This window comes from Oceanicola sp. S124 (genome assembly GCF_000220565.1).
Taxonomy (GTDB): Bacteria; Pseudomonadota; Alphaproteobacteria; order Rhodobacterales; family Rhodobacteraceae; genus Pseudooceanicola.
Genome location: NZ_AFPM01000167.1, coordinates 1 through 23568, shown reverse-complemented (window position 1 = coordinate 23568; position 23568 = coordinate 1). Strand labels below are relative to the sequence as shown.

24 protein-coding genes are annotated in these 23568 nt (G+C 66.7%); 8 read left to right on the top strand and 16 right to left on the bottom strand.

What is annotated here, in order from left to right; translation table 11 throughout:
* Positions 1-106 precede the first annotated feature (106 nt).
* The 6 genes from OS124_RS0111815 to OS124_RS0111790 all read left to right on the top strand — a co-directional run bounded on the left by OS124_RS0111815 (position 107) and on the right by OS124_RS0111790 (position 6531).
* Positions 107-853 (top strand): GntR family transcriptional regulator, encoded by a 747-nt coding sequence (locus tag OS124_RS0111815; protein WP_010139848.1) that lies wholly within the window; start codon positions 107-109, stop codon positions 851-853.
* Between the two features lie 143 nt (positions 854-996).
* A complete protein-coding gene (gene ligM / locus OS124_RS0111810) occupies positions 997-2403 on the top strand; it encodes a vanillate/3-O-methylgallate O-demethylase (RefSeq protein WP_010139847.1) in 1407 nt (468 codons plus the stop codon).
* Between the two features lie 227 nt (positions 2404-2630).
* Entirely contained in the window at positions 2631-3614 is a 984-nt protein-coding gene (locus OS124_RS0111805; protein ID WP_010139846.1) for a TRAP transporter substrate-binding protein, read from the top strand.
* A 9-nt stretch (positions 3615-3623) separates the two neighbouring features.
* Positions 3624-4136 carry a TRAP transporter small permease gene (locus OS124_RS0111800; protein WP_010139845.1) on the top strand — a complete coding sequence of 171 codons (513 nt, stop codon included), beginning with the start codon at positions 3624-3626 and terminating at the stop codon, positions 4134-4136.
* Entirely contained in the window at positions 4133-5437 is a 1305-nt protein-coding gene (locus OS124_RS0111795) for a TRAP transporter large permease (RefSeq protein WP_010139844.1), read from the top strand. The genes OS124_RS0111800 and OS124_RS0111795 overlap by 4 nt, the downstream gene beginning before the upstream one ends.
* Positions 5438-5616: 179 nt before the next feature.
* Entirely contained in the window at positions 5617-6531 is a 915-nt protein-coding gene (locus OS124_RS0111790) for a hypothetical protein (protein ID WP_010139843.1), read from the top strand.
* A gap of 141 nt (positions 6532-6672) precedes the next feature.
* Here OS124_RS0111790 and OS124_RS0111785 read toward each other — a convergent pair whose 3' ends face one another.
* From OS124_RS0111785 to phnC, 5 genes are all read right to left on the bottom strand, one after another.
* Positions 6673-7287, bottom strand: coding sequence for a DapH/DapD/GlmU-related protein (locus tag OS124_RS0111785; RefSeq protein WP_010139841.1), 615 nt, complete (start codon positions 7285-7287; stop codon positions 6673-6675).
* Positions 7288-7309: 22 nt separating this feature from the next.
* Positions 7310-8176 (bottom strand): phosphonate ABC transporter, permease protein PhnE, encoded by an 867-nt coding sequence (gene phnE / locus OS124_RS0111780; RefSeq protein WP_010139840.1) that lies wholly within the window; start codon positions 8174-8176, stop codon positions 7310-7312.
* The gene (gene phnE / locus OS124_RS0111775; RefSeq protein ID WP_010139839.1) at positions 8173-9120 is read right to left on the bottom strand and encodes a phosphonate ABC transporter, permease protein PhnE; all 948 of its coding nucleotides are present in this window, start codon (positions 9118-9120) and stop codon (positions 8173-8175) included. The genes phnE (OS124_RS0111780) and phnE (OS124_RS0111775) overlap by 4 nt, the downstream gene beginning before the upstream one ends.
* Positions 9121-9181: 61 nt before the next feature.
* A complete protein-coding gene (gene phnD, locus OS124_RS0111770; protein ID WP_010139838.1) occupies positions 9182-10099 on the bottom strand; it encodes a phosphonate ABC transporter substrate-binding protein in 918 nt (305 codons plus the stop codon).
* A 32-nt stretch (positions 10100-10131) separates the two neighbouring features.
* The gene (gene phnC, locus OS124_RS0111765) at positions 10132-10950 is read right to left on the bottom strand and encodes a phosphonate ABC transporter ATP-binding protein (protein WP_010139837.1); all 819 of its coding nucleotides are present in this window, start codon (positions 10948-10950) and stop codon (positions 10132-10134) included.
* Positions 10951-11228: 278 nt separating this feature from the next.
* On the opposite strand from phnC, the gene OS124_RS0111760 reads away from it, so the two are divergent.
* The gene (locus tag OS124_RS0111760) at positions 11229-12452 is read left to right on the top strand and encodes an alpha-D-ribose 1-methylphosphonate 5-triphosphate diphosphatase (RefSeq protein ID WP_010139836.1); all 1224 of its coding nucleotides are present in this window, start codon (positions 11229-11231) and stop codon (positions 12450-12452) included.
* Entirely contained in the window at positions 12452-13231 is a 780-nt protein-coding gene (locus tag OS124_RS26085) for a class I SAM-dependent methyltransferase (RefSeq protein WP_010139835.1), read from the top strand. The genes OS124_RS0111760 and OS124_RS26085 overlap by 1 nt, the downstream gene beginning before the upstream one ends.
* 3 nt (positions 13232-13234) lie before the next feature.
* Here the strand turns inward: OS124_RS26085 and OS124_RS0111750 are convergent, their stop codons facing one another.
* The 11 genes from OS124_RS0111750 to OS124_RS27455 form a co-directional block, all read right to left on the bottom strand.
* A complete protein-coding gene (locus tag OS124_RS0111750) occupies positions 13235-14053 on the bottom strand; it encodes a sugar phosphate isomerase/epimerase family protein (protein ID WP_010139834.1) in 819 nt (272 codons plus the stop codon).
* Between the two features lie 10 nt (positions 14054-14063).
* A complete protein-coding gene (locus OS124_RS0111745) occupies positions 14064-15242 on the bottom strand; it encodes an alpha-D-ribose 1-methylphosphonate 5-triphosphate diphosphatase (RefSeq protein WP_010139833.1) in 1179 nt (392 codons plus the stop codon).
* Positions 15229-15945 (bottom strand): phosphonate C-P lyase system protein PhnL, encoded by a 717-nt coding sequence (locus tag OS124_RS0111740; RefSeq protein ID WP_010139832.1) that lies wholly within the window; start codon positions 15943-15945, stop codon positions 15229-15231. Before OS124_RS0111740 ends, OS124_RS0111745 begins: the two co-directional genes overlap by 14 nt.
* A gap of 7 nt (positions 15946-15952) precedes the next feature.
* The gene (locus OS124_RS0111735; protein WP_010139831.1) at positions 15953-16753 is read right to left on the bottom strand and encodes an ATP-binding cassette domain-containing protein; all 801 of its coding nucleotides are present in this window, start codon (positions 16751-16753) and stop codon (positions 15953-15955) included.
* The gene (locus OS124_RS0111730) at positions 16750-17661 is read right to left on the bottom strand and encodes an alpha-D-ribose 1-methylphosphonate 5-phosphate C-P-lyase PhnJ (protein ID WP_010139830.1); all 912 of its coding nucleotides are present in this window, start codon (positions 17659-17661) and stop codon (positions 16750-16752) included. Before OS124_RS0111730 ends, OS124_RS0111735 begins: the two co-directional genes overlap by 4 nt.
* A complete protein-coding gene (locus tag OS124_RS0111725; RefSeq protein WP_010139829.1) occupies positions 17658-18734 on the bottom strand; it encodes a carbon-phosphorus lyase complex subunit PhnI in 1077 nt (358 codons plus the stop codon). Before OS124_RS0111725 ends, OS124_RS0111730 begins: the two co-directional genes overlap by 4 nt.
* Positions 18735-18737: 3 nt before the next feature.
* Entirely contained in the window at positions 18738-19280 is a 543-nt protein-coding gene (gene phnH, locus OS124_RS0111720) for a phosphonate C-P lyase system protein PhnH (protein WP_010139828.1), read from the bottom strand.
* On the bottom strand, positions 19280-19717 hold the full coding sequence (gene phnG / locus OS124_RS0111715) for a phosphonate C-P lyase system protein PhnG (RefSeq protein WP_010139827.1): 438 nt from the start codon (positions 19715-19717) through the stop codon (positions 19280-19282). The genes phnH and phnG overlap by 1 nt, the downstream gene beginning before the upstream one ends.
* A 3-nt stretch (positions 19718-19720) precedes the next feature.
* Complete coding sequence (phnF, locus tag OS124_RS0111710; protein ID WP_010139826.1) at positions 19721-20431, bottom strand: phosphonate metabolism transcriptional regulator PhnF; 711 nt, start codon at positions 20429-20431, stop codon at positions 19721-19723.
* 220 nt (positions 20432-20651) lie between these two features.
* Entirely contained in the window at positions 20652-23069 is a 2418-nt protein-coding gene (gene gyrB / locus OS124_RS0111705) for a DNA topoisomerase (ATP-hydrolyzing) subunit B (RefSeq protein WP_010139825.1), read from the bottom strand.
* 130 nt (positions 23070-23199) lie between these two features.
* On the bottom strand, positions 23200-23568 hold a 369-nt coding region (locus tag OS124_RS27455), incomplete at its 5' end, for a hypothetical protein (protein ID WP_010139823.1).

Below are 23568 nucleotides of genomic sequence, written 5' to 3'. Positions count from 1 at the left end.
ATGGGCCATGCCCACGAATCACACAGCTCCCCGGCCCGGGCTGCGCAGGGGCTTGGCGCAGCTTGGGGGCAGTGTATACAGAGGGATCAACCGGCAGGAGAGGCTCATGGCATCGCAGACCAGTGCAAAGACCCATACGATGCGCGCCCTGATGGCGCTGCGTCAGCGGGTCACCAAGGGCGAATTGCCCGGCGGCACCCGGCTGTTCGAGGTCGCCATGGCCGAGGATCTGCAGATTTCTCGCACCCCGGTACGCGAAGCCATGTCGCGCCTGGCCGAAGAGGGCCTGCTCGAGCGCGCGCCCAATGGCGGCTTCATGGTGCGCAGCTTCGCCTATGCCGATGTGCTGGACACGCTGGAATTGCGCGGGCTGCTTGAGGGCACGGTGGCCCGGCTGGCGGCCGAGCGTGGCACCAGCGATGCCAAGCTGCGCGAGATCACCGAGATCGTGCGCAGGCTGGATGGTGTCTTCGGCGACGATCCCTCGGAGGTCGACTTCGAAGCCTATTCGGACCTGAACAGCCAGTTCCACGACGCCCTTGCCGCCCTGCCCGGATCGCTGACCTTCGAGCGCGAGCTGGCGCGGGTCAAAAGCCTGCCCTTCGCCTCGCCCTCGGCCTTCCTGCCCAACGAAAGCCGCCTGTCGGCCTTCCGCCGCTCGCTCTCCATCGGGCAGGAGCAGCACCGCGAACTGGTCGCCGCCATCGCCGCCCGCGAGGGCGCCCGGGCCGAGGCCCTCGCACGCGAACATGCCCTCGCCGCGCGTCGTAACCTTGAATACATTTTTTCGACTGAGCACAGCGAAGTGACCACCGTTCCGGGGTTGGAGCTGGTCTCTCCGGCAGAAAAATAGCCCCCATTCGATCAACCAAAAAAGGCTGACCGGCTGAAATCAGCGCATCCCATCCTGGGGGTGCGCAGAATTTCCTCTTGCTTTTTGCCGCGCAACTCGCGATCCCATGTATACATTCACATGTGTTTTGGGAGGAGCCTCACATGGCCAATCAGAATCTCTCTTCGGTGATCGCGGCTGCCGGGAACCCGGTGGAGCTGCTGCGCAATTCCCGCAGCGGCATCTATGTCTATCCGGTCGTCGCCCCCGAGTTCTCCAACTGGCGCAGCGAACAGAAGGCCTGGCGCGACACCGCCGTGCTCTTCGACCAGTCGCACCACATGGACGAGCTGATCGTCGAAGGCCCTGACGCCGAGGCCTTCCTGGCCTATGTCGGCATCAACGGTTTCAAGAACTTCGACCTGAACAAGGCGAAGCACTTCGTGCCGGTCACCCCCGCCGGCCACGTCATCGGCGACATGATCATCTTCCGCGAGCGCGAGGATAAATTCGTCCTCGTCGGCCGTCAGCCGACCGCAAACTGGACCAAGTTCCAGGCTGCCATCGGCAAGTGGAACGTCCGCGTCCACCACGACCCGCGCTCTGATTCGCGCCCCGAGGGCGAACGCGTCCTGCGCACCCACTACCGCTTCCAGATCCAGGGCCCCGACGCCGACAAGATCTTCACCGAGATCAACGGCGGCCCGGTCCCCGAGATCAAGTTCTTCAACGTCGACTGGATCAACATCGGCTCCCGCAAGGTGCAGGCGCTGCGTCACGGCATGGCCGGCGCGCCGGGCCTCGAGATCTGGGGCCCCTACAAGGACAAGGACTACATCCTGTCCACCATTCTCGAAGCCGCTGCCAAGGTCGGCGTCGACCTGCGCCGCGTCGGTTCGCGCGCCTACTCGACCAACACCCTGGAATCCGGCTGGATCCCCTCGCCGCTGCCCGGCATCTACACCGGCGACGGCATGATGAACGAATACCGCGACTGGCTGGGCGCTGACGCCTACGAAGCCGTTGGCTCGATCGGTGGTTCCTACGTGTCGTCGAACATCGAGGACTACTACACCAACCCGTTCGAACTGGGCTACGGCTTCTACATCGGCTGGAAGAAGGACGACTTCATCGGCAAGGACGCCCTGACCAAGCTGAAGGACGCGCCCTCCAACCGCAAGAAGGTCACCTTCGAGTGGAACCCGGAAGACGTGCTGAAGGTCATCGCCTCGAACTTCGAGGACGGCGTTCCCTACAAGTGGATCGACTTCCCGCAGCCGAACTACGCCTCGTCCTCGGCCGACATGGTGATGAACGGCGACAAGATGGTCGGCATGTCGATGTTCAACGGCTACTCCTACAACGAGCGCCGCGTGCTCTCGCTGGGTGTGGTCGCGCAGGACGTGCAGGTCGGCGACGTGCTGACCCTGAAGTGGGGCGAGCCGGAAGAGACCCAGAAGACCTCGACCGAGAAGCACCGCCAGGCCGAGATCCGCGTTCGCGTCTCGCCGACCCCCTACGCCAGCGAAGCCCGCGAAAACTACGCGGACAGCTGGCGCACCAAGGGCTGAGGCCCGGTTTCTGTCCCGGCAGCGTGATTCTGCCGGGATTTGCCGTTTGCAAGCAGGGCCTTGGCGCGATGTATGCGCGCCAGGGTCCGGCACGGAAAGAAAGCGGTATATCAAACCGATTTTATTCGCCTTCCGTGCCGTTTTCCCTATTCTGTGTACACATGGACCGGGATGGCAACTTGCCAGGGAGTGAGGCAGGGTGCCCCGGGTTAGCTGGGAGGTAGACCATGATCCGTACCAAGATTTCTTCGCTGGCATGTGCCGGCGCGCTTCTTCTCGGCGGCGTTTCGGCGCAGGCCGAAGAGCTGTCCTTCGCCCACTTCGTGCCGCCCGCGCATACGCTGACCGCCTCGGTCGTCGAGCCGCTGAACGAGGCCGTGTCCGAAGCCACCGGCGGTGACCTGACCGTGCGCGCCTACCCGGGTGGCGAGCTGGGCAAGGGCCCGCTGGAACAGTACGTCCGCGTCGTGCAGGGCGTCGCCGATATCGTCTGGGGCCTGCCGGGCTACACCTCGTCGCAGTTCCAGAAGACCATGATCGCCGAAATGCCGGGCGTCATCGCCGACGGCGAGCCGGGCTACCCGGGCATCTGGGCCGCCATGGACCTGATCAGGGACGAGTTCCCGGCCACCAAGCCGCTGGCCGTCTGGACCTCCGAGCCCAACGTCTTCATCATGAAGGACAAGGATGTCCGCAGCCCCGCCGACATTGCCGGCCTGAAGATCCGCGTCGCCGGTTCGACCTCGGCCGCCATGGTCGAGGCCATGGGCGCCACCCCGGTGCAGATGCCTGCGGGCGAGATCTACAACGCGCTGCAGACCGGCCTGATCGACGGTGTGATCACCGGCGCCTCGGCCATCTCGGACTTCAAGCTGAACGAGGTCGCGAACTCCTACACCGTCGGCGCTCCGCTGGGTCGCCTGACCTTCTACGTGGTGATGAACCAGGCCCGTTTCGACGGTCTGACCGCCGAGCAGCAGGCCGCCATCGACACGATCGCCGGTGAGCCCCTGTCCAAGAGCGCCGAGGATGCCTGGAACCGCGTCGCGAACGAGACCATCGCCAGCCTCGAAGCGGATTCCGGCAAGACCGTCATCACGCTGAGCGCCGAAGAGGCCGCTGCCTTCGACGAGGTCACCGCCCCGCTGACGGCCGCGCTGGTCGAAGAGCTGGGTGCCGAAGACGTCTTTGCCGCGATGAGCGGCGAATAAGAGGCGCCGATGCTGGCATCTCTCAGGAAGATCGCGGACGGGCTCATCAGCCTGTCCGCTTTCGTTGGAACGCTTGGTCTGATCTTTGTCACCCTGGTGGTCCTGGTCGACGTTGTGGGCCGGACCTTCGGCGCTCCGCTGAACGGCGGGCAGGATTACACCCAGATGGGCATGGTGATCATCGTCTTCGGTGGCATGGCGCTTTGTGACAAGCTGGGCGGACATGTCTCGGTGGATATCTTCGAGGCCCGCTTTCCCGACCGCCTGAATCACGTGATGGACATCTTCGCCGCCCTGCTGGGGGCCGCGATCTTCGTCGGCATTGCCTACACGGTCTACGAGTCCTCGAAGTTGTCGCAGATGCTGAAGCTGTCGACCAATATCGTGAACCTGCCGAAATGGTACTTCCAGTGGGCGCTGTCCGTGCTGGCGCTGGTCACGGCCTTCGGGATGCTGCTGCGCGCCATCGAGCTGACGCTTGGCGGCCGCCGCGCCCGGGCCGAGAAGGAGATCCGTGAATGAGCGGAGAAATGATCGGCCTCGTCGGGATGATCATCCTGCTGGTGCTGCTGGTGCTGCGCATCCCCGTGGCGCTGGCCATGTTCGCTGTCGGCTTCGTCGGCATCTGGGTGCTGCGCGACCTCAATTCCGCGATGAGCCTGCTGGCCTCGGAGAGCTTCACCCTCGCCTCATCGGCCGAGCTGGTGGTGGTGCCGCTGTTCATCCTGATGGGCAACGTCGCCTCGGTCACCGGCATGTCGGCGCGGCTTTACGATGCGGCCTATGCGATCATCGGGCGGCTGCGCGGTGGGCTGGCCTCGGCCACGGTGCTGGGCTGCGCGGGCTTTGCCGCGCTGTCGGGGTCTTCGGTGGCCTCGGCGCTGACCATGGGCAAGGTCTCGCTGGACCAGATGGACCGCTTCAACTACGACAACCGGCTGTCGACCGGGGTCGTCGCGGCGGGCGGCACGCTGGGGATCCTGATCCCGCCCTCGACCGGCTTCGTGATCTACGCCATCCTGACCCAGCAGAGCATCGGGCGGCTGTTCCTTGCGGGCGTGCTGCCGGGCCTGCTGCTGCTGGCGATGTTCATCGCCACGATCTCGATCCTCTGCTGGATCTGGCCCAGTTTCGGGCCCGAGGGTCCGAAGACCACCCTGTCGGAGAAGGCACAGGCCATGGTCGGCGCCCTGCCGGTGCTTGGCGTGGTGATCCTGACCATCGGCGGCATCTATACCGGCTTCTTCTCGCCCACCGAGGCCTCTGCCGTCGGCGCTGGCCTGGTGGTGATCATTGGCCTGCTGCAGGGCAATCTGACCTTCGCCCGCTTCTGGGAGGCCGCCAAGGACTCCGTTGTCACCACGGCGACGGTGATGCTGATCCTGATCGCGGCGCATCTGATCAACCCCTTCCTGGCGCTGACCCATATCCCCTCGCTGGTCGGAGAATTCCTGGCCGGGCTGGATGTCGGCCCGCTGGTGATCCTGGGGCTGATCCTGCTGACCTATCTGGTGCTGGGCTGCTTCCTGGAAGGCTTCGCCATGCTGGTGCTGACCATGCCGATCTACTTCCCGGTGATCACCCAGCTGGGCATGGATCCGATCTGGTTCGGCGTGCTGGTGGTGCTGACGCTCGAGATGGGGCTGATCTCTCCGCCGGTCGGGGTCAACGTCTTCATCGTCAAGTCGGTGGCGCGGGACGTGCCGCTTGGCCGGATCTTCGCCGGGGTGACGCCCTTCTGGCTGGCGATGCTGCTGACGCTGGTGCTGCTGGTCGCTTTCCCGCAGATTTCGCTGATCCTGCCCAACACGATGATGCAATAGGCCGCTCAGGCCAGTTGAGAGAATGGGGACGGGGGCTGCGGCCCCCGTTTTCGTGAATACATCGCGCCTTCTTCCATGGCGGCGTTCGGCCTGCTATCCCTGTTTTGACGCATCGCCCTTGAAAGGAGGCCCAATCAATGTATACATTGACCTCAGCATTTTGGAGGAGGATGCAGCACATGATTTCTTTCATCGGTCGTCGCGACAAGGGAGGCGCCCCCTCTGGCGCCGGGCTGCATGAGATCCTGCAGGGCTATTCCATCGAGGTGATGCCCCGCACCGCCGCCAAGGTGGAAGACTTCCGCACCCTCCTGCCCGCGGGTACCCGCGTTTACATCGCCCATATCGAGGGCACCCCGATCGACGAGATGGTCGCCACCGCGAAGCGCCTCTCGGACGAGGGTTTCCCGGTGATGCCGCACTTCCCGGCGCGGATCATCAGGGACAAGGCGACGCTTGAAGACTGGATCAAGCGCTACCAGGGCGAGGCCGGTGTCGACCAGGCGTTGCTGCTGGCCGGGGGCGTGGACAAGCCGCATGGCGATTTCCATTCCTCGATGCAGCTGATGGAGACCGGGCTGTTCGATGCCCATGGCTTCAAGCGGCTGCACGTGGCGGGCCACCCCGAGGGCAACAAGGACATCGACGCCGACGGCTCGACCAGGATGGTCGACGAGGCTCTGCGCTGGAAGCAGGCGTTTTCCGAGCGCACCGACGCCGAGATGGCCATCGCGACGCAATTCGCCTTCGAGGCGCAGCCGGTGCTGGACTGGATTGCCCGCCTGCGCGCCGAGGGCGTCGAGCTGCCGGTGCATGTGGGCATCGCCGGCCCGGCCAAGCTGCAGACGCTGATCAAGTTCGCCATCGCCTGCGGCGTCGGCCCCTCGCTGAAGGTACTGCAGAAGCGGGCCATGGATGTGACCAAGCTGATGCTGCCCTACGAGCCGACCGAGGTGCTGACCGATTTCGCCGAGGCCGCCGTGAGCGCCCAGGCGGTGCCGGCGCAGATCCACTTCTTCCCGCTGGGCGGCATCAAGGCCTGCGCCAACTGGGCCATGGAACACGGCGCCCAGCCTCAACGCGCGGCGGGCTGAGGCCGGAGGGCGGCGGAAGGTGGGATATCTCCCACCCTACGCCAGCTTCGGCCCCCGGGCCTTCGGGCCAGGTTTCCTCCACTGACGGGTCTTCCGATCCCCGCCTCCCATCCATCGGAGGCGGGGTTTTTCCTGTCGCCCTCAGGCGTATTTGGCGATGAAATCGTCGATCGGGAGCGCGCGGATGTCGGGCAGCCGGTCGCGCAGGTCGTCGTGGCTCCAGTCCCACCAGGCGAGGGCCTGCAGCGCCTCGGCCTGCCTGGGGGTGAAACGCCACTTGAGGTGCTTCGCCGGTACGCCACCGACGATCTCGTAGGGCGCCACGTCCTTCGAAACGACCGCCCCCGCGCCGATCACCGCGCCGGTGCCGATGGTGACCCCTGCCAGCACGGTGACCCCGTGACCGATCCAGACATCATGGCCGATGGTCACCCAGTGATCCTTGCGCCACTGGAAGAAGTCGTGATCGTCCTCGCCCAGCCCGAACATCTCGGCCCGGTAGGTGAAATGGTGCTGAGAGGCGCGCCACGTGGCGTGATTGCCGGGGTTGATTCGCGCCCCCTGCGCGATCGAGCAGAACTTGCCGATGGTGGACCAGACGGCAGAGCTGTCCTTCACGATGTAGGAGTAATCCCCGAAGGAGACATCCTTCATCGTCACATTGGCGTGGATCTCGGTCCAGCGGCCCAGCTCGCAGTTCAGCACGGTGGCGGTGTCGTGGATGTTCGGGGCTTCGGTCAGTTTCTTGGCAGACATGTCGGTCTTTCCATCGGGCGCCCTAGCGGGCCGCCCCTTCGTTGAGGCCGATGATCCGCGCGCGAATCAGGCCGGAGAGGTAGTCGATGACATAGACCATGGCGATGATCAGGAAGATGATCGACCAGGCCTCGTCCCACTTGTAGGCGGCGATGCGGTCCGACAACAGGAAGCCGATGCCCCCCGCGCCGACGATGCCCAGGATGGTGCCCGAGCGGACGTTGGATTCGAAGTTGTAGAGCAGGATCGACCAGATCACGGGCATCACCTGCGGCATCACGGCAAAGCGGATCTGATGCAGCCGCGCCCCGCCCGAGGCCTTGATGCCCTCGACCGGCTTTTCCGAGGTGTTCTCGATGGCTTCCGAGAAGAGCTTGGCGAAGGTGCCGATCTCGGAAACCGCGATGGCGAGGATCCCGGCGAGGGGGCCGAGGCCGAAGGCGCGGATGAAGATCAGCGCAAGCACCAGCGTCTCGAAGGCGCGGATCACGTCATAGCCGCGCCGCACGCCCATGCGCAGGGGCCAGAAGCGGGTGATGTTCTTGGCGCCCAGGAAGGACAGCGGGAAGGCGAAGACGGCGCCGATGAGCGTGCCCATGAAGGCCATCGACAGGGTCTCTCCGAGGCCCTCGAGAATGGGCAGGAACTCGGCCCAGCTTTTCCAGATGTAGGGGGGCAGCATGAAGCCCAGCACGTCGCCGAGGCGCTGGATGCCGGTCCAGATGCGGGCGGGCGAAAAGTCGAAGGCCCAGAGGCAGTAGCAGAAGAGCAGGGTGAAGCCGGTCCAGAGCGCCGCGCGGCGCAGGCGGAGGTTCAGCGGCGCGCGGAAGGCGGTCGGATAGGCGGCCTTGGCGGCGGCGATCTGTTCGGGTGTCATGTCAGGGGTCATGCGTCACGCTCTCCCAGGCCGATGATGCGATGGCGGAGTTTTTCCGAGCCGAAGTCGATGACGACCACGGTCACGAGGATGATCAGGAACAGCGCCGAGAGGTCGGTGTATTCCTGGAAGGACATGGCGGTGCGGATCTCCTGGCCCAGGCCACCCGCGCCGACGTAGCCGATGATCGACGAAGACCGCACGTTGATCTCGAAGCGCAGCAGCGTGTAGCTGATGATGTTCGGCAGCACCTGCGGCACCACGGCGTAGCGGATCTGGTCGAACCAGGTGCCGCCGGCGGCCTTCACGCCTTCAAGCGGGCGCATGTCGATGTTCTCGTTCACTTCCGAGTAGAGTTTGCCGAGCGCGCCGCAGGCATGCAGCCCGACGGCCATGACGCCGGCCATGGGTCCGACCGAGAAGCAGAAGACGAAGATCAGCGCCCAGACCAGTTCCGGCACCGTGCGGGCGAATTCAAGGAAGCGGCGGGCGGTCCACAGCACGGTGCGGTTGGGCGAAAGGTTGCGCGAGGCGGGGAACGAGATCAGGAAGCCGCCGATGACGCCGAAGACCGTGGCCATGAAGGCAATCAGGATGGTCTCGACCAGCAGGCGCAGCCAGGTTTGCCAGCGCCAGAACCATTCGGCCAGGTCGGCGCCAAGGCTGTCCCATCGCAATACGGGGAAGGTCTTGGTGATGAATTCGCCGAGGCGCGGCAGGCCCGCGCCGATGATCCAGCGCCATTCGCGCGAGCCGTCGCGCAGGGTCACCTGGGTGACCTTGAAGAAGTCCCCCAGCCAGGCGGTCAGCAGGAAGACGGCGAAGAAAAGCACGGCGCCGATGGCCCAGTTCACCCGCGCGCGGCGACGCTGCAACGCGAAGTCACGCTCGAAGGCGGCGATGGCAGAGGGGCCGGACAGGGGCGGCGCGGCGGTGAACTCGGCTGTGGCGGTCATGGGGGTATCCGGCAAAAGGGAAGGGGCGGGCCCATGACGGACCCGCCCCGGTATCAGGCGATCAGGAGCCGCGACGCTCGCGCTTCAGCCAGTCGCGCATGTCGACGATCCACTGGTAGCGGTCATGATCGACGCGGGTCCAGCCGACGGAGGGGTTCGGGTCTTCCGGATCGAAGGAGGAATAGAGCGCGTAGCCTTCCGGGTCGTCCTGCGGGAACGACAGGTAGGCTTCGGTGATCGCTTCGATCATCTCGTCGGGCAGGTTGGTGCGGAAGGTGACGGGGCCCGAGGTGATCTCGGGGCTTTCCCAGATCTTGCAGACCACGCCGGGCTCGATCATGCCCTTGGTTTCCATGCGCTGGTAGATGCCGTCGGCGTCGTTGTTCTGGTAGGTCGAGGCGGTGTCGAAGGTGCCGTTGACGACGCCCTGCACATCGGCCTCGTGGCTGCCGCCGAAGGGGATGGCCGAGAAGTAGGTGGCCGGGTCGATGCCCAGACGTTCCTTCATGTTGAAGTAGGGCACGGCGAAGCCCGAGGTGCTGTCGGGATCGGCGAAGGCGTGGACCTTGCCCTTGGCGTCTTCCAGACTCGTGATGCCGCTGTCGCAACGGGTCACGACGATGGAGCGGTAGCCGGTGTTGCCGTCCTTCTTGATGGTGGTCAGGGTCGGGCGCACACCGCCCTCGGTCAGGGTGTAGGCGGCGGCATAGGAGGACGAGCCGAAGGAGGCGACCTCGATCTGGTCGGCGGCCATGGCCTGGATCACGCCGTCGTAATTGCCGGCGGTGAACATCTCGACTTCGACGCCAAGCGTCTTCTCGAGGTAGGCGCGCAGCGGCTCGTTGCGCATCAGGCGGTCCTTCTCGTTCTCACCCGAGAGGATGCCGAACTTGACGACCTGGTAGTCGTCCTTCCAGCCGTCGGCCATGGCGGGGGCGGCGATCAGTGCGACGAGGGCAGCAGTGCTGAGCAGTTTCATGGGGATCTCCCTGGAGTTGCAGCGCGTGAGGGTCAGGCCGGAACGCGTGCGGCCTGACGGTTGGAAATCGAGGTAGAGGTGACGGCCTCGTTGAACTCGGCCAGCCCTTCACTGCCGTAGATGTCGCGGACGACATCATCGGTCAGCTGGGCGGCGGTGCCGTCGAAGAAGATCCGGCCTTCGCGCATGGCGATGATGCGGTCGCAATAGGCGCGGGCGGTGTCGAGGGTGTGCAGGTTGACCAGAACGGTCAGCCCGTCCTCGCGGTTGATGGTGCGCAGCGCCTCCATCACCCGGGTGGCATTGCCCGGATCGAGCGAGGCAATGGGTTCATCGGCCAGCATGATGCGCGGGTCCTGCACCAGCGCCCGGGCGATGGCGACGCGCTGCTGCTGGCCGCCTGAAAGCGTCCCGGCCCGTTGCAGCGCCTTGGGCGCCATGTCGAGGCGATTCAGCGCCTGGATGGCGCGGGCGCGCTCGGCGTCCGAGAAGCGCATGGTCATCGAGTTGAGGAACCCGTGCCCGGCCAGCTGGCCGACCAGCACATTGGTCAGCACGTCCAGACGCTCGACCAGGTTGAACTGCTGGAAGATCATCGCGCAGTCCCGCCGCCAGGCGCGCAGCTCGCGGCCCTTCATGGCGGTGATCTGGCGGTCTCCGAAGGTGATCTGCCCCTCGCTGGGATCGATCAGGCGGTTGATCAGGCGCAGCAGCGTCGACTTGCCGGCGCCCGAGCGGCCGATGACACCGACGAACTGGCCGGGCTCGACTGTCAGGGTCACATTGTCCACCGCGCGGGTTTCCCCGAAGCGGCGGGTGACGGAGGTGAGGGTCAGGGTTGCGTTTTCCATGGGCGGGACCGTCGCCCAGTTCCGTGACGTCCCGGCATCGTCCGAATGAATATTGCACTGAGGGGATGCTGCAGTTTTGTGAAATCCGCCTGCGTATGTCGCGCCTTTCCAAGGGCTTGCCTGGGGGTCTGCTGTCGCGGGGCCGTCCCCGAAGGGGGCAATTTGTCCGAATGACCCCGAATCTCTCCGTCAAGGAGGGGTCACAAATCCGCAGGGAAACCGTTACGCAGAGGGCTTAGACATTCATTCGGATCAATGAGGCTGAAGGCTTGGGGGCGATGATGCAGGCAATTGAGATCGAGGGCGCAGAGGTCATCCTGCCGGGCGGGATCGAGCGGGTCTCGGTGCGGATCGAGGGCGGGCAGATCACCGGGCTGGACGTGGCGCGGGAGGGCGCGCGGGTGATCGACGCGACGGGCTGCCTTCTGGCGCCGGCGCTGGTCGATATCCACGGCGATGCCTTCGAGCGCCAGCTGATGCCGCGCCCCGGCGTCTTCTTCCCGGTGGAAACCGCCCTGCTGGAGACCGACCGTCAGCTGGCCGGCAACGGCATTGCCACCGCCTTCCATGCCCTGACGCTAAGCTGGGAACCGGGCCTGCGCTCTGTCGCCCATGGCCGCCAGATCACCGAGGCGCTGGCCGCCCTCGCCCCCCGGTTCGCCGTCGAGAACCGCGTGCAGCTGCGGTGGGAGACCTTCTGTTTCGAGGCCATCCCCCTGATCGAGCAGATGCTGGCAGGTCCGCTGACGCCCTCGGTCGCCTTCAACGATCACACCACCATGGGGCTGCTTTCGCCCGAGGTGCCGTTGCAGGAACGCCCTTTCGACCAGGTGCCGGACTATCCGATCACCGACATGCACTCTGCCGCCTTCGCGAAGAAGATGGAGAAGCGCGCCGCCCGTGCCGATATCCCGGTCGCCGAGTTCGTCGCCCTGATGCGCGACACCTGGGCCAAGCGCGACGAGGTCCCCGCCGCCATCGCCCGCGTGGCCGAGGCGGCCCGCGCCGCCGGGGCCTCGATGTTGTCCCACGATGATACCCAGGTCGAGACGCGCGCCTATTACCGCGACCTCGGCTCTCGCGTCAGCGAATTCCCGATGAACCTGCGCACCGCCGAGGCCGCGCGGGCGGCGGGCGATCACATCATCTTCGGGGCGCCCAACGTGTTGCGCGGGGGCAGTCACATCGGATCGCCCGGCGCGGCCGAGATGGTCAGCGCGGGGCTCTGCGATATCCTGGCCTCGGACTACTATTACCCCGCCATGCTGGCCGCCGTGGCCCGCCTGCACGCCGAGGGGCGCGGGGCGTTGCAGGATCTGTGGAAGCTGGTCTCGACCAACCCGGCGCGCGCCTCGAACCTGCCCGACCGGGGCGAGATCGCGCCGGGGCAACGCGCCGACCTGGTGCTGCTGGACTGGCCTGAGGGCGCCGCGCCGCAGGTGCTGATGACGCTCAGCGCGGGGCGGGTGGCTCATGGAGTGGGGCGCTTCGGGGCGGTGTGATGGCGGTCCATGCGGAGCGTTTCGAGGGGCTGGCCGAGGCCTATGCCCTCTACCGGCCGGACTATCCGGCCCGGGCCTTCCGCGACCTGCTGCCGCTCTGCACCTCGGACCGGGCGCTGGCGGTCGATGTGGGCGCGGGGCCGGGCACCTCGACCCGGGCCCTGCGCGCCGCGCTGCCGGAAAGCTGGCTGGTGACGGCGGTGGAGCCGGGGCGCGACATGCGCCGCGTGCTGGCCCGCAGCTTCCGCGATGATGCCCGGGTGCAGGCCACCGACGGCCGCGCCGAGGCGCTGCCCCTGCCCGATGGCTCGGCCGGTCTGGTCGTCGCCTGCTCCGCCTTCCACTGGTTCGACGCGCCGGGCTTCTACGCCGAGGCACGCCGGGTCATGGCCTCCGGCGCCGTGCTGGCCCTGATGCGCAACCGCATGGTGCCGAGCCCGCTGACCGAGGAGATCGCCGCCCATGTCGCCCTTGCCTCCCGCACTGCCGGGGCCTTCGGCGAGGTCGCGGCGCAACGCGAACCGACGGTGCGCGAGCTGTCCTCGGTCGAGGGGTTCAAGACCGCCCGGTCGCGCACCTACAGCTGGACCGAGGCCCGTGACCTCCGCGGGGTGGTGGATTTCTACCTGACGCGCTCGTCCGTCTGGTCTTTGGTGCGGCGTGTCGGGCTGGGGCAGGTGATGAGCGACCTCGAAGAGATCTGCGCCCGGCATATCGAAAAGGAAACCGCCGCCCCCCTGGCGTGGGAGACGACGGTGAAATGGACTCAGCGGCGGTAAGGGCTACTGGCCCAGCCCCTCGCGTTCCAGCCACTCCATCGAGGGCAGGATGCCGGCCTTGTCGCGCAGCTCCAGGATCAGGCGGGGCTTGGTTTCCAGCTCTCCGAGCGCCTTGAAGACCTCGTGCCAGCGGATCGAGCCGCGGCCGATCTGCCAGTGCCGGTCGGCGTAGCCGTCAGCGTCCTGGAGGTGGACATGGCCCAGCATCTCGCCCGCCGAGCGGACGTAGAAATCAACCGGCTGCGCCCCGGTCGAGCCATGGGCGTAATGCGCATGCCCGGTGTCTATGGACAGCTTGATGGCGTCCGAGCCGAAGCTTTCGGCCAGCGCCTTGCGCCATGCGGGGTCGATGTCCTCGATGTTCTCGAGCATCAGGGTGACGCCCGCATCTTCGGCTCGCTTCACGGCAGCGCCAAGGCTTTCATGCACCCAGGCTGTCAGCCGTTCCATGGCGCCGGGATAGGTCGCCAGGTTGTGGTGGTCCCAGGTGGTGAAGGGCGAATGGATGACCATATGCGTCGCGCCAAGCGCCTCGCAGATGTCCAGCCCCTGCGCCATGCGCTTGGCCACGAGGGCGCGGATGTCGGAGTCGGGGTTGGCGAAGTTCAGCCCCCAGAACGGGCCGTGGATGCCATAGCGCCCGGCGAAACCGTCGAGTTGCCGCTTCGCCTCGTCCACCAGGGCCTGCCAGTCGCCCGAGATCAGCAACTCGGGATTGGAGAAGCTCTGGATTTCCAGGTCGCGGTCCTTGTCGAAAAGCCAGTCGCGGTAGGTGGCGAGTTCCGAGACGCCGAGGGCGGCGCCGATCACGGGAAGGGTCATGGGTCTGTCCTTACTGGGCGGCGACGGCGGCGCGGGTCTGGCTGACGCTGCCATCCGAGAAGATGAAGGCGCCGTGGCGCAGGGTGGCGCGGACATGGCCGACGCCCTCGTCGTCGGCGATCACAAGGTCCGCCAGCTTGCCCGGCGCGATCTCTCCGCGATCGTCCAGGTGCAGCGCGCGGGCCGGGGTCAGGGTTGCCAGACGGGTCGATTCCGCCAGCCCGCCGGGGCGCATCGGCGCCAGCGCCAGGATGGCGGGCAGGATGGCCGAGGGGTGGTAATCGGCCGCCAGGATATCCAGCAGGCCGTTGCGGTAGGCCTCGCGCGCCGAAAGGTTGCCCGAATAGCTTTCGCCGCGCAGCGCGTTCGGCGCACCCATGGCGGTCAGCAGGCCCCGCGCCTTGGCCTCGGCGGCGGCTTCCAGCGTCACCGGGAACTCCGAGATCGTGGCCCCGAGCGATTGCATCAGCGTCACCTTCTCGACGGTGTCGTCGTCATGCGAGGCCACGGCGATGCCATGCGCCGCGCAGGTCCGCGCGATGGCTGCCAGCGTTGCGACCACGTCGCCCTGTGCCTCCAGCCGCATGTCGATGCGGCGCTGGATGTTCTCGTCCGCCTCTTCGGGGGTGGCCCCGGCGCGGATGGCATTGGCGCGGATCTTCTCGAGGTTCCGGTACTGACCCTGCCCCGGCGTGTGGTCCATCAGGGACACCAGGTCGGCGGTGCCATTGGCGATCAGCTCTTCGATGACCTCCAGCGCGTCGGGGAAGTTGACCTCGAAGCGGGTGTGGACGCGATGGTCGACCTTCAGCGCGCCGCGCATCGCCTTCAGGTCGCGCAGCATTTGCGAGGAATGGGCATGGCTGCGCATGTGCCCATGCACCGACTTCGGCGTGAAGGACACGGCGGCATAGCCGGTGGTGATGCCGGACACTTTCAGGCGGCGGTCAAGGTCGCGCAGGCCCAGCTCCATAGGCATGGTGACGTTCGGGCGCGGCTCTACCTCGCGCTCGATCATGTCGCCGTGCATGTCGATGAAGCCGGGCATCAGCAGCAGGCCCCGCCCGTCGATCTCGGCATGGGGGACGGGGGTGTCGCGCAGCTCGGCGATCTTGCCGTCCTCGATACGGACAGAGCCCTGCGGCAGCACGGTGCCGGACAGGACGACGCGAAAATCAGAGAGCCACATCGGCAGTCTCCTCGATAGGGGTCTTGGGTTTCAGGGGGATCTCGCGGTCGATCAGCGCCGCCACGTCGCCCGGATGGTGGAAGACGCCGATCATGGCGACGCCCTGCGCCTTCAGCTCGGCCAGTCGGGCAACCAGCGCCGCGCGGGCGCCCTTGTCCAGCGAGGCCGTCGGTTCGTCCAGCAGCAGCATCCGCTGCGGCAGGATGAGCGCGCGGGCCAGGTTCACCTTCTGCTGCTCACCGCCCGAGAAGGTCGTCGGATAGGCGCGCCAAAGGTCGGGCTTCACCCCGAAGGCCGCCAGCCAGTGCCGCGCCTGCTCCAGCGCCTCTTGCCGGTCGTATCCCGCAAGGCGCATCGGCTCGGCGACGATATCCTCGGCCGCGACACGGGGCCGGGCGTTGAGGAACTGGGTGACGAAGCCGATCTCGGTCCGGCGCAGGTGTGCCACGTCGATATCCGCGGCGTTCGCCATGTCGATGACCCCCTCGCGGGAATGGAACCACAGGTGCCCGGCGACGGGCAGGTAGCTGCGGTAGAGGGTGCGCAGAAGGGTGGACTTGCCGACGCCATTGGGCCCCGAAAGCAAGAGGAACTCGCCCGCGTGCAGGGTGAAGGACAGGTCCTCGAAGGCGGGCAGGGACTGGCCCAGGTGGTGCATCTCGAAGGTCTTGGTCAGACCTTGAACATCCAGGATCGTGGTCATCGGGGCCTCAGAGTTTCGCGTGGACAAGTTGCTGGGTGTAGTTGTGCTGCGGGTCCTGGAAGACCTGGTCGGCGAGGCCCTCTTCGATCACCCGGCCATGGCGCATCACCATCACCCGGTCGGCCATGGTGCGGATCACGCCAAGGTCGTGGCTGACCAGTACCATGGTGATGCGACGCTCTTGTTGCAGGCGCTTCAGCGTATCCAGCACCAGCGCCTGCACCGAGACATCCAGCCCCGTCGTCGGCTCATCCAGAAGCAGTACGGCGGGTTCCAGCGCGATGGCCTTGGCCAGCTGGACCCTCTGCTGCATGCCGCCCGACAGTTCGATCGGCGGGGCGTCCATGCGGGGGATCGGGAATTCCGAGGCCTCAAGCGCCACCTGCGCCTTCTCGCGCAGCACGGCGAAGCGGCGTTCCCCGGCGACCAGCAGCCGCTCGGCCACGTTGCCGGAAGAGGAGTGTTTCATCAGCAGGCCAAGGTGCGGGTTCTGGTAGACGATGCCGATGCGCCGGGCGCGCAGCATCCGGCGCTCGAAGCGGTCCAGAGCAAACAGATCCTCGGGCAGCTCGGGCAGGTCCAGCCGGTAGCTGCCGGTATCGGGGCTTTCCTCGAGGTTCATCATGCGCAGCAGGGTCGACTTGCCGGAACCGGATTCGCCCACGATGCCAAGCACTTCGCCCGGATAGACACGGGCAGACACGTCATCCAGCGCGCGGACATCGCCATAGCTTTTCGACAGGCCCGACAGTTCCATCAGGGGCTGGGTGCGGACGAGGCGCGGGGCCTCTTTCATCAGGGCGCTCATGCCAGCTCTCCGTTCTTGTACCAGGTCTGCCCGACCGTCGGTGTGCCGCCGTCGCGGGCGTCGATGGCCTTGATGCCGAAATGGCTGTCCGAGACCTCGTAGCCGGCCGAGCCGTCCTCTTGCGGGATCTCGTTCATGAAGTAGCCGGTGACGCCGGAGCGGGCGCAGGTGAGGTTGGCGTGATCCTCGACCTTGTAGGGCACATCGTCGAAGACCAGCGGCTCGACCCGGGTATGGGGCGGCACGGCGAAGATGCGCTTCTCACGCCCGGCGGAGAGGATCGTCAGGTGTTCGGCCATGTGCAGTTTCTTCACGTCCCAGCGGGGGATCGGCGAGGGGGTCATGACGTGGCGGCCATTGACCATCGCCGGGTAGGAGGCGCCCAGCATCACGCGGCCTGACCGCACCATCTGTTCGTAAAGCTGCAGCCACATCCGCCCGTAGTCGGCATCGGCATGCATCTGGCGGGCGGTGGACATGTTGGGCTCGACCCCGCGCAGGGGCTCGGGGTTGGGGACCTGAAGGATCAGGATCTGGTCGCGGCTCAGGCGCTCTTCGGGGATCCGGTGGCGCGACTGGATCAGGGTGGCGTCCAGCGTGTCCCAGGTTTCCGAGGCACCCGAGACGCGGGACAGGAAGCGGCGGATCGAGGCGGCGTTGACGCTGTCATCGGCGCCCTGGTCGATCACCTTCACCACCGAGGCGGGCTTCACAAGCGTCAGCGTCACCTGAAGCCCGCCGGTGCCCCAGCCCCGTGCAATCGGCACCTCGCGCGAGGCATAGGGCATCTGGCAGCCGGGCACGGCGACGGCCTTGATCATCTTTCGGCGCAGCTCTCGCTTGGCGGAAGGATCGAGGAAGCCATAGGAAAACGCCTTCCAGCGGCCTGTCAGTTCGGAAAGGCTCATGCGGTTTCCTCTTCCTTGTCAGTGGGTTGCGCCTGTTCCGCCTTGGCGGATTTCGCCGCGCGCAGGTTGTCCAGCGAGGACTGGAAGGTGACGTAGTGGGGCAGCTTGAAGTGGATGCAGAAGCCCGAGCTTTCGACGGGCTCGGTGTGGTAGAGGAAGAATTCCTCTTCGACCGGAGAGTTCTTCTCGGCCCCCGGCGCGTTCAGATCCAGCGTGGCGGCAGAGATGCACTTGACCTCGTTCCAGCCCAGCGTGGCGGTGAAGCCGAGGCGCAGTTCGCCCTTGCCCTTGGTGGTCACCACCTCGGCCTGGGAGGTCTTCACCCGACCTGCCGAGAAGCGCCGCCCGTCGGGGTGGGCGACCATCACTTCGACCTCGGACAGGCGCAACTCGTTCACCGTGGGGTGGCTGTTGCCGTAGCCGCGCATAGCCGAGTAGCCAAGCGCCAGAGTGCCGCCGGTATCGGCGCGGGCCAGGCTTTGCAGCGTATGGGCGCGCTTGGCGGGGAAGAGCAGCGGCTCGCGCGTCAGGTCGGGGATCTCGTCGCGGGGCACCGGGGCGGCCTCGGGCGCGGTCACCAGGCCCTGCGCGCGCTGCCATTCGGCCAGTGAGGGATGCGTGGCGGGGGCGGGCTTGGCGGAGGGCTCGACCTCGGCGGGCTGGTAGGGCTGGTCTTCCAGCACCTCGGTCGCCAGCAGGCGGTGCGCGTAGTCCAGCGTCGGGCCAAGGATCTGGCCGCCGGGGATGTCCTTGAAGGCGGCAGAGATACGGCGGTGGGTGAAGCCGGCATCCGGCGCGACAACCTCGGCGATCTGCAGCCGGGGCTGGGTGGTGCGCCAGGCGCGCAGCAGCAGCAGCGCCTCGTAAAGGTCACCGCCCGACTGGGCCAGCGCCAGCGCGGCGAGGTCAGGGGCGTAAAGCGAGGCCTCGCCCATCACCCGGTCGACGAGGGCGGGCAGGGCGGCCTCGATCTCGGCCACGCGGGCGACGTTGATCCGGCCCATCTGGGCGCGGTAGAGCCGTTCGCTCTGTTCGATGGCGCGTTCGCCACCGCGTGTTGCCACATATGCCATGTCTCAGACCTCCGTCACTGTGGTGGAGCGGGGCAGGGCCAGCAGGCGGGCCCCGTCGTGGATCAGCACCTCGATGCCGCGCGGGTAGGCGCAGAGCCGGGCGCGCAGGGCCCAGAAGCCGGGGTGGATGCCATCAAGGCAGACGCGCTCGACCGACTTGATGCCGGGGCCGGTCAGTTGCAGGGCCTGGCCCTCGCCGATCTTCGCCGGGACGATCAGCGTGGCGCCGTCGTCGGGGTAGAGGTGCGAGCCGGTGTCGAGCCGCGCGATGACCTCCAGCGCCTCGGCACTGGCGGCGGCCATGAAGACGTGATCGGCCTCGGGCGCGGGCACGAGGGCCGCGCCGGTGGCGACGATCCGGGCCGAGAGCGTCTCGTCCTGGCTATGCACCTTGCATTCGCGGTCCAGCAGCGCCAGCGCAATGCAGAGGGGGCCGGGGTCCGGCAGGTCGCGGACAGTGCCGGGACGCGAGAGCGCGCCAAGCACGGCCTCGAAGGTGGCGTTGTCGCGGATTTCCTCGGCGTCGGGCAGGGGGGTGGCAAGCATCAGAAGGTCTCCATGTCGACGCGGGTGGCTTCGATCCGGCGCAGGGTGGCGATGTCCTCAGCCTGCTGTGCCTGGGTCTCTGCCTCGATGAAGGCGCGGATGCGGTCGGCGGCGATGCCGTCGCTGAGCGCGGCATCCAGCAGGGCCATGGCCATGGCGCGTTCGATGTCGCGCCCCGTGACCATGCCGTAGCCCTCGGTGCCCGAGGGCAGGCGGACATGGGCCTCGGCCACCAGAACCTCGCCCAGGTGGAACTCCACGCCCTGCACCGTGTCGCGCATGGGCAGCATCACGAGGCCGGTGCCGCTTTTCAGCACCTCCATGTCCCTGAGCCGGGGCAGGATCTCTTCGGCCAGGAGCTTGAGGCGTGCGGCATCGGCGCGGGCGAGGGTGGTCAGGTCGTCAGAGGGCATCTCGCCCCCGTTGCGGTCGAACATGGCTTATTCCGGGAAATCGAGGGTGAAACGGATGCGGCCCGCGGCGTAGATCGCCTCGGACCAGCCGATGGGAATGCCCGAGAGGTCCTCGTCGGTCTTGCACATGACGATGACCGGCTGGTCGGCGGGCTGCTCCAGCAGCTTGGCCTCCCATTTCTCGGGCAGGCGGGCGTAGATGGTGGTGGTGCGGCGGCGGTAATCCGTCACGCCGTAGCTGGCGTAGATGTCGGTGACCGACATGCGGCTCTGTCGCTTCGCGCCGAGGTCGGGGAAGCGCTCGGCGGGATGGAAACTGCGGTTCAGGCCAAGCGGATGGTCATCGGCGCGGGACCGGCCGAGGATGCGGTGCACCGGCGTGCCGGGCGGCAGCGAAAGCTCTTGCGCCACGTCGGCTTCGGCAGGGGTGATGTCGGCGGTGATGGTCTCTCCGCCGGGTTTCACGCCCTGGCTTTCCAGGTTCTCGCGGAAGCGGGTACGCCGCCCGATGCGGTAGTTGATCCGGGGCTGGCCGCGCACGAAGGTGCCGCGCCCCTGTTCGACCGAAAGCACCCCCTCGGCGGCCAGCGAGGCCACGGCGCGGCGCAGCGAGTGCCGCCCGACGCCGATCTGCCGCGACAGCTCCTGCTCGGTCGGCAGCTTGTCGCCCTGGGCCAGGTCGCGCGTGGCGATGCTGTCCATGATCCACGCCCGGGCCATCTGCCAGTTGCCGCTCATCCTGCCACCCCATCGTCACATTCATTCGGATGTTTTCGAGGTAGGCCGGGATGATTTCAGCGCCGTGACGAAGCTGTAAAACTAATGCGACATGGTGCCGGAGGGGCGGGCGGCAGGCCCCACTGGCCCCGGTCATGCCCCGGGGCCGGGCAAAAGAAAAGCCCGGGCCGCCGATGTCTCTGGCGCGGCCCGGGCCGGGTTGGTCAGCGAAGGTGGTGGATCAGAAGTCCAGGTTCTCGACGCTGAGGGCGTTCTGCTGGATGAACTCGCGCCGGGGTTCCACCACGTCGCCCATGAGCTTGGTGAACAGGTCGTCCGCCTCGGCCATGTCGTCGATGGTGACGCGCAGCAGGGTGCGGGCGTCGGGATCCAGCGTGGTTTCCCAGAGCTGTTCCGGGTTCATCTCGCCCAGGCCCTTGTAGCGTTGGATCGCCAGGCCCTTTTCGCCCTCGGACAGGATGGCCGAGAGCAGGCCGAGCGGGCCGTGGATGAGCTGGCTGCGGTCCTTGCGCACGAGGTTGGCGGGGACGTTGTAGATCTCTTGCAGGGACTTGGTGAAGCTGCCGGTCTTGCGCGCCTCGCCCGAGCGCAGCATCGGGCCGTCCAGGGTGCGGACCTCCTCCACGCCGCGCAGGATGCGGGCCAGGCGGATGCCGTGATCCTGGGTGATCCGGCCCTGCCAGCCGCGTTCGTATTCCAGCGCGATCAGGTCCAGGCGCGCGGCCACCTTGTCGGCCACGCCCTGCAGGTCGGCGTCCACGGCACCGGGCACGAAGGCCCCGGCAATGGCGGCCTGCTCCAGGATGTGGCGCGGGTAATGGGTGGGGAAGGCATCCAGCACGCGCTTCAGCTGCCGGGCCTCGTGCACCACGCGCTTGAGGTCCTCGCCGGCCAGCTCGGTGCCGTCGCCGAGGCGCAGCAGGGCGCCGTCGGTGCCCTGTTCGATCAGGTAGTCGTCCATCGCCGCCTGGTCCTTCAGGTAGACCTCGGACTTGCCGCGGCTGGCCTTGTAGAGCGGCGGCTGCGCGATATAGAGATAGCCCTTCTCGATCAGCTCGGGCATCTGGCGATAGAAGAAGGTCAGCAGCAGGGTCCGGATGTGGGCGCCGTCGACGTCGGCGTCGGTCATCAGGACGATCTTGTGATAGCGCAGCTTGTCGACGTTGAACTCGTCCCGCCCGATGCCGGTGCCAAGCGCCATGACGAGGTTGCCGATCTCCTGGCTGCCCAGCATGCGGTCGAAGCGGGCGCGCTCGACGTTCAGGATCTTGCCCTTCAGCGGCAGGATCGCCTGGGTGCGCCGGTCACGACCCGTCTGGGCCGAGCCACCGGCCGAGTCACCCTCGACGATGAAGATCTCGGTCTCGGTCGCATCCTTGGACGAGCAATCCTTCAGCTTCCCAGCGAGGAAGTTCACATCCATCGCCGTCTTGCGCCGGGTCAGTTCGCGCGCCTTGCGGGCGGCTTCACGGGCCAGCGCCGCCTCGACGATCTTGCCGACGATCATCCTGGCCTCGTTGGGGTTCTCCTCGAACCACTCGGACAGCTTCTCGCCCACCAGGGTCTCGACCACGGGCCGCACCTCGGAGGAGACCAGCTTGTCCTTGGTCTGGGAGCTGAACTTCGGGTCCGGCACCTTGACCGAAAGCACGCAGGTCAGCCCCTCGCGCGCATCATCGCCCGAGAAGGTGACCTTCTCGCGCTTGGCGACGCCGCTGTCCTGCGCATAGCGGGTCAGGGTGCGGGTCAGCGCGCCCCGGAAGCCCGCCATATGGGTGCCGCCATCGCGCTGCGGGATGTTGTTGGTGAAGGGCAGTACCGTTTCGTGGTAGCTGTCGTTCCACCACATCGCCACCTCGACGCCGATGCCGTCCTTCTCGCCGGTGATGAAGATCGGCTCCTGGATCATCGCCTGCTTGGAGCGGTCGAGATACTTGACGAATTCCTTCACGCCGCCTTCGTAGAACAGCTCTGTCTTCAGGGCCTCGGCGGGACGGTGATCTTCCAGCACGATGCGCACGCCCGAGTTCAGGAAGGCCAGCTCGCGCAGGCGCTTTTCCAGCGTGGCGTAGTTGTATTCGAGGTTCGAGAAGGTCTTGTCGGAGGAGAGGAAGCGCACCTCGGTGCCCTTCTCGCCATTGGCCTCGCCGACCTCCTTCAGGGGGGCGACGGTTTCCGAGTTCTCGAAGCGGACGTAGTGTTCCTTGCCATCGCGCCAGATGCGCAGCTCAAGCCAGTCGCTGAGCGCGTTCACCACCGAGATGCCGACGCCGTGCAGGCCGCCCGAGACCTTGTAGGAGTTCTGGTCGAACTTACCGCCCGCGTGCAGCTGGGTCATGATGACCTCGGCCGCCGAGACGCCCTCTTCTGGGTGGATCGACACCGGAATGCCGCGCCCGTTGTCGCGCACGGAAACCGAGTTGTCGGCGTGGATCACGACCTTCACGAAGTCGGCATATCCGCCAAGCGCCTCGTCGATGCCGTTGTCCACGGCCTCGTAGATCATGTGGTGCAGGCCCGAGCCGTCATCGGTATCACCGATATACATGCCCGGACGCTTCCGCACCGCGTCCAAGCCTTTGAGAACCTTGATAGATCCTGCGTCGTAACTGGGGGTTTGCTCGGGGGTGTCCGACATGCGTCTGGCGTCCTCTTCTCTGTTCCGATTTTATAGCCGCCGCGCCGGGGAATGTCACGCGGATGACACGCAGAAAGGGGCCCGCGCGGGGCCTTCCGCCGAGGTGGCACGGGCGGCTCCTGTCCAAGGCTCAGCCAGCGTCCCGGACGACCTCTCCGGCGGCGATCATGCCCTCGATCCGGGCGTGCAGCCTCTCGACCATCTCGGTGATGTCCAGCGTCTCGCCGGTCTCGATATTGCCCGCCAGGATGGTCAGCGGAGAAAGGGTGATTTCCCATCCGTCACGTTGCAGGGCCAGCACCGCGCCGGCGTCGCTGACGCTTTGCACCCATGAGTAGCCGAGCGGCTCGAAGAGCGCGCCAAAGCTGACTCCGGCGGCGATGACCAGCGGATGACCGAAGGCCTCGCCTTCCGCGAAATCCTGATCCTGCGCCCAGTCGCACAGCGCCTCGACCTCGCCCGCCAGCAGGGCGCGCTCGACCCCGAGGGCCCGCGCGGC

Bases quoted from the DNA above. Each gene is read 5' to 3' on its own strand.
- phnF (WP_010139826.1), bottom strand. From the start codon at position 20,431: ATGAGCGGCAACTGGCAGATGGCCCGGGCGTGGATCATGGACAGCATC.
- OS124_RS0111815 (WP_010139848.1), top strand. From the start codon at position 107: ATGGCATCGCAGACCAGTGCAAAGACCCATACGATGCGCGCCCTGATG.
- phnD (WP_010139838.1), bottom strand. From the start codon at position 10,099: ATGAAACTGCTCAGCACTGCTGCCCTCGTCGCACTGATCGCCGCCCCC.
- OS124_RS0111740 (WP_010139832.1), bottom strand. From the start codon at position 15,945: ATGACCACGATCCTGGATGTTCAAGGTCTGACCAAGACCTTCGAGATG.
- ligM (WP_010139847.1), top strand. From the start codon at position 997: ATGGCCAATCAGAATCTCTCTTCGGTGATCGCGGCTGCCGGGAACCCG.
- phnH (WP_010139828.1), bottom strand. From the start codon at position 19,280: ATGCTTGCCACCCCCCTGCCCGACGCCGAGGAAATCCGCGACAACGCC.
- OS124_RS0111735 (WP_010139831.1), bottom strand. From the start codon at position 16,753: ATGAGCGCCCTGATGAAAGAGGCCCCGCGCCTCGTCCGCACCCAGCCC.
- OS124_RS0111725 (WP_010139829.1), bottom strand. From the start codon at position 18,734: ATGGCATATGTGGCAACACGCGGTGGCGAACGCGCCATCGAACAGAGC.
- OS124_RS0111745 (WP_010139833.1), bottom strand. From the start codon at position 15,242: ATGTGGCTCTCTGATTTTCGCGTCGTCCTGTCCGGCACCGTGCTGCCG.
- OS124_RS0111730 (WP_010139830.1), bottom strand. From the start codon at position 17,661: ATGAGCCTTTCCGAACTGACAGGCCGCTGGAAGGCGTTTTCCTATGGC.
- OS124_RS0111750 (WP_010139834.1), bottom strand. From the start codon at position 14,053: ATGACCCTTCCCGTGATCGGCGCCGCCCTCGGCGTCTCGGAACTCGCC.
- OS124_RS0111785 (WP_010139841.1), bottom strand. From the start codon at position 7,287: ATGTCTGCCAAGAAACTGACCGAAGCCCCGAACATCCACGACACCGCC.
- OS124_RS0111760 (WP_010139836.1), top strand. From the start codon at position 11,229: ATGATGCAGGCAATTGAGATCGAGGGCGCAGAGGTCATCCTGCCGGGC.
- OS124_RS0111805 (WP_010139846.1), top strand. From the start codon at position 2,631: ATGATCCGTACCAAGATTTCTTCGCTGGCATGTGCCGGCGCGCTTCTT.
- phnG (WP_010139827.1), bottom strand. From the start codon at position 19,717: ATGTTCGACCGCAACGGGGGCGAGATGCCCTCTGACGACCTGACCACC.
- OS124_RS26085 (WP_010139835.1), top strand. From the start codon at position 12,452: ATGGCGGTCCATGCGGAGCGTTTCGAGGGGCTGGCCGAGGCCTATGCC.
- OS124_RS0111800 (WP_010139845.1), top strand. From the start codon at position 3,624: ATGCTGGCATCTCTCAGGAAGATCGCGGACGGGCTCATCAGCCTGTCC.
- OS124_RS0111795 (WP_010139844.1), top strand. From the start codon at position 4,133: ATGAGCGGAGAAATGATCGGCCTCGTCGGGATGATCATCCTGCTGGTG.
- phnE (WP_010139840.1), bottom strand. From the start codon at position 8,176: ATGACCCCTGACATGACACCCGAACAGATCGCCGCCGCCAAGGCCGCC.
- gyrB (WP_010139825.1), bottom strand. From the start codon at position 23,069: ATGTCGGACACCCCCGAGCAAACCCCCAGTTACGACGCAGGATCTATC.
- phnE (WP_010139839.1), bottom strand. From the start codon at position 9,120: ATGACCGCCACAGCCGAGTTCACCGCCGCGCCGCCCCTGTCCGGCCCC.
- OS124_RS0111790 (WP_010139843.1), top strand. From the start codon at position 5,617: ATGATTTCTTTCATCGGTCGTCGCGACAAGGGAGGCGCCCCCTCTGGC.
- phnC (WP_010139837.1), bottom strand. From the start codon at position 10,950: ATGGAAAACGCAACCCTGACCCTCACCTCCGTCACCCGCCGCTTCGGG.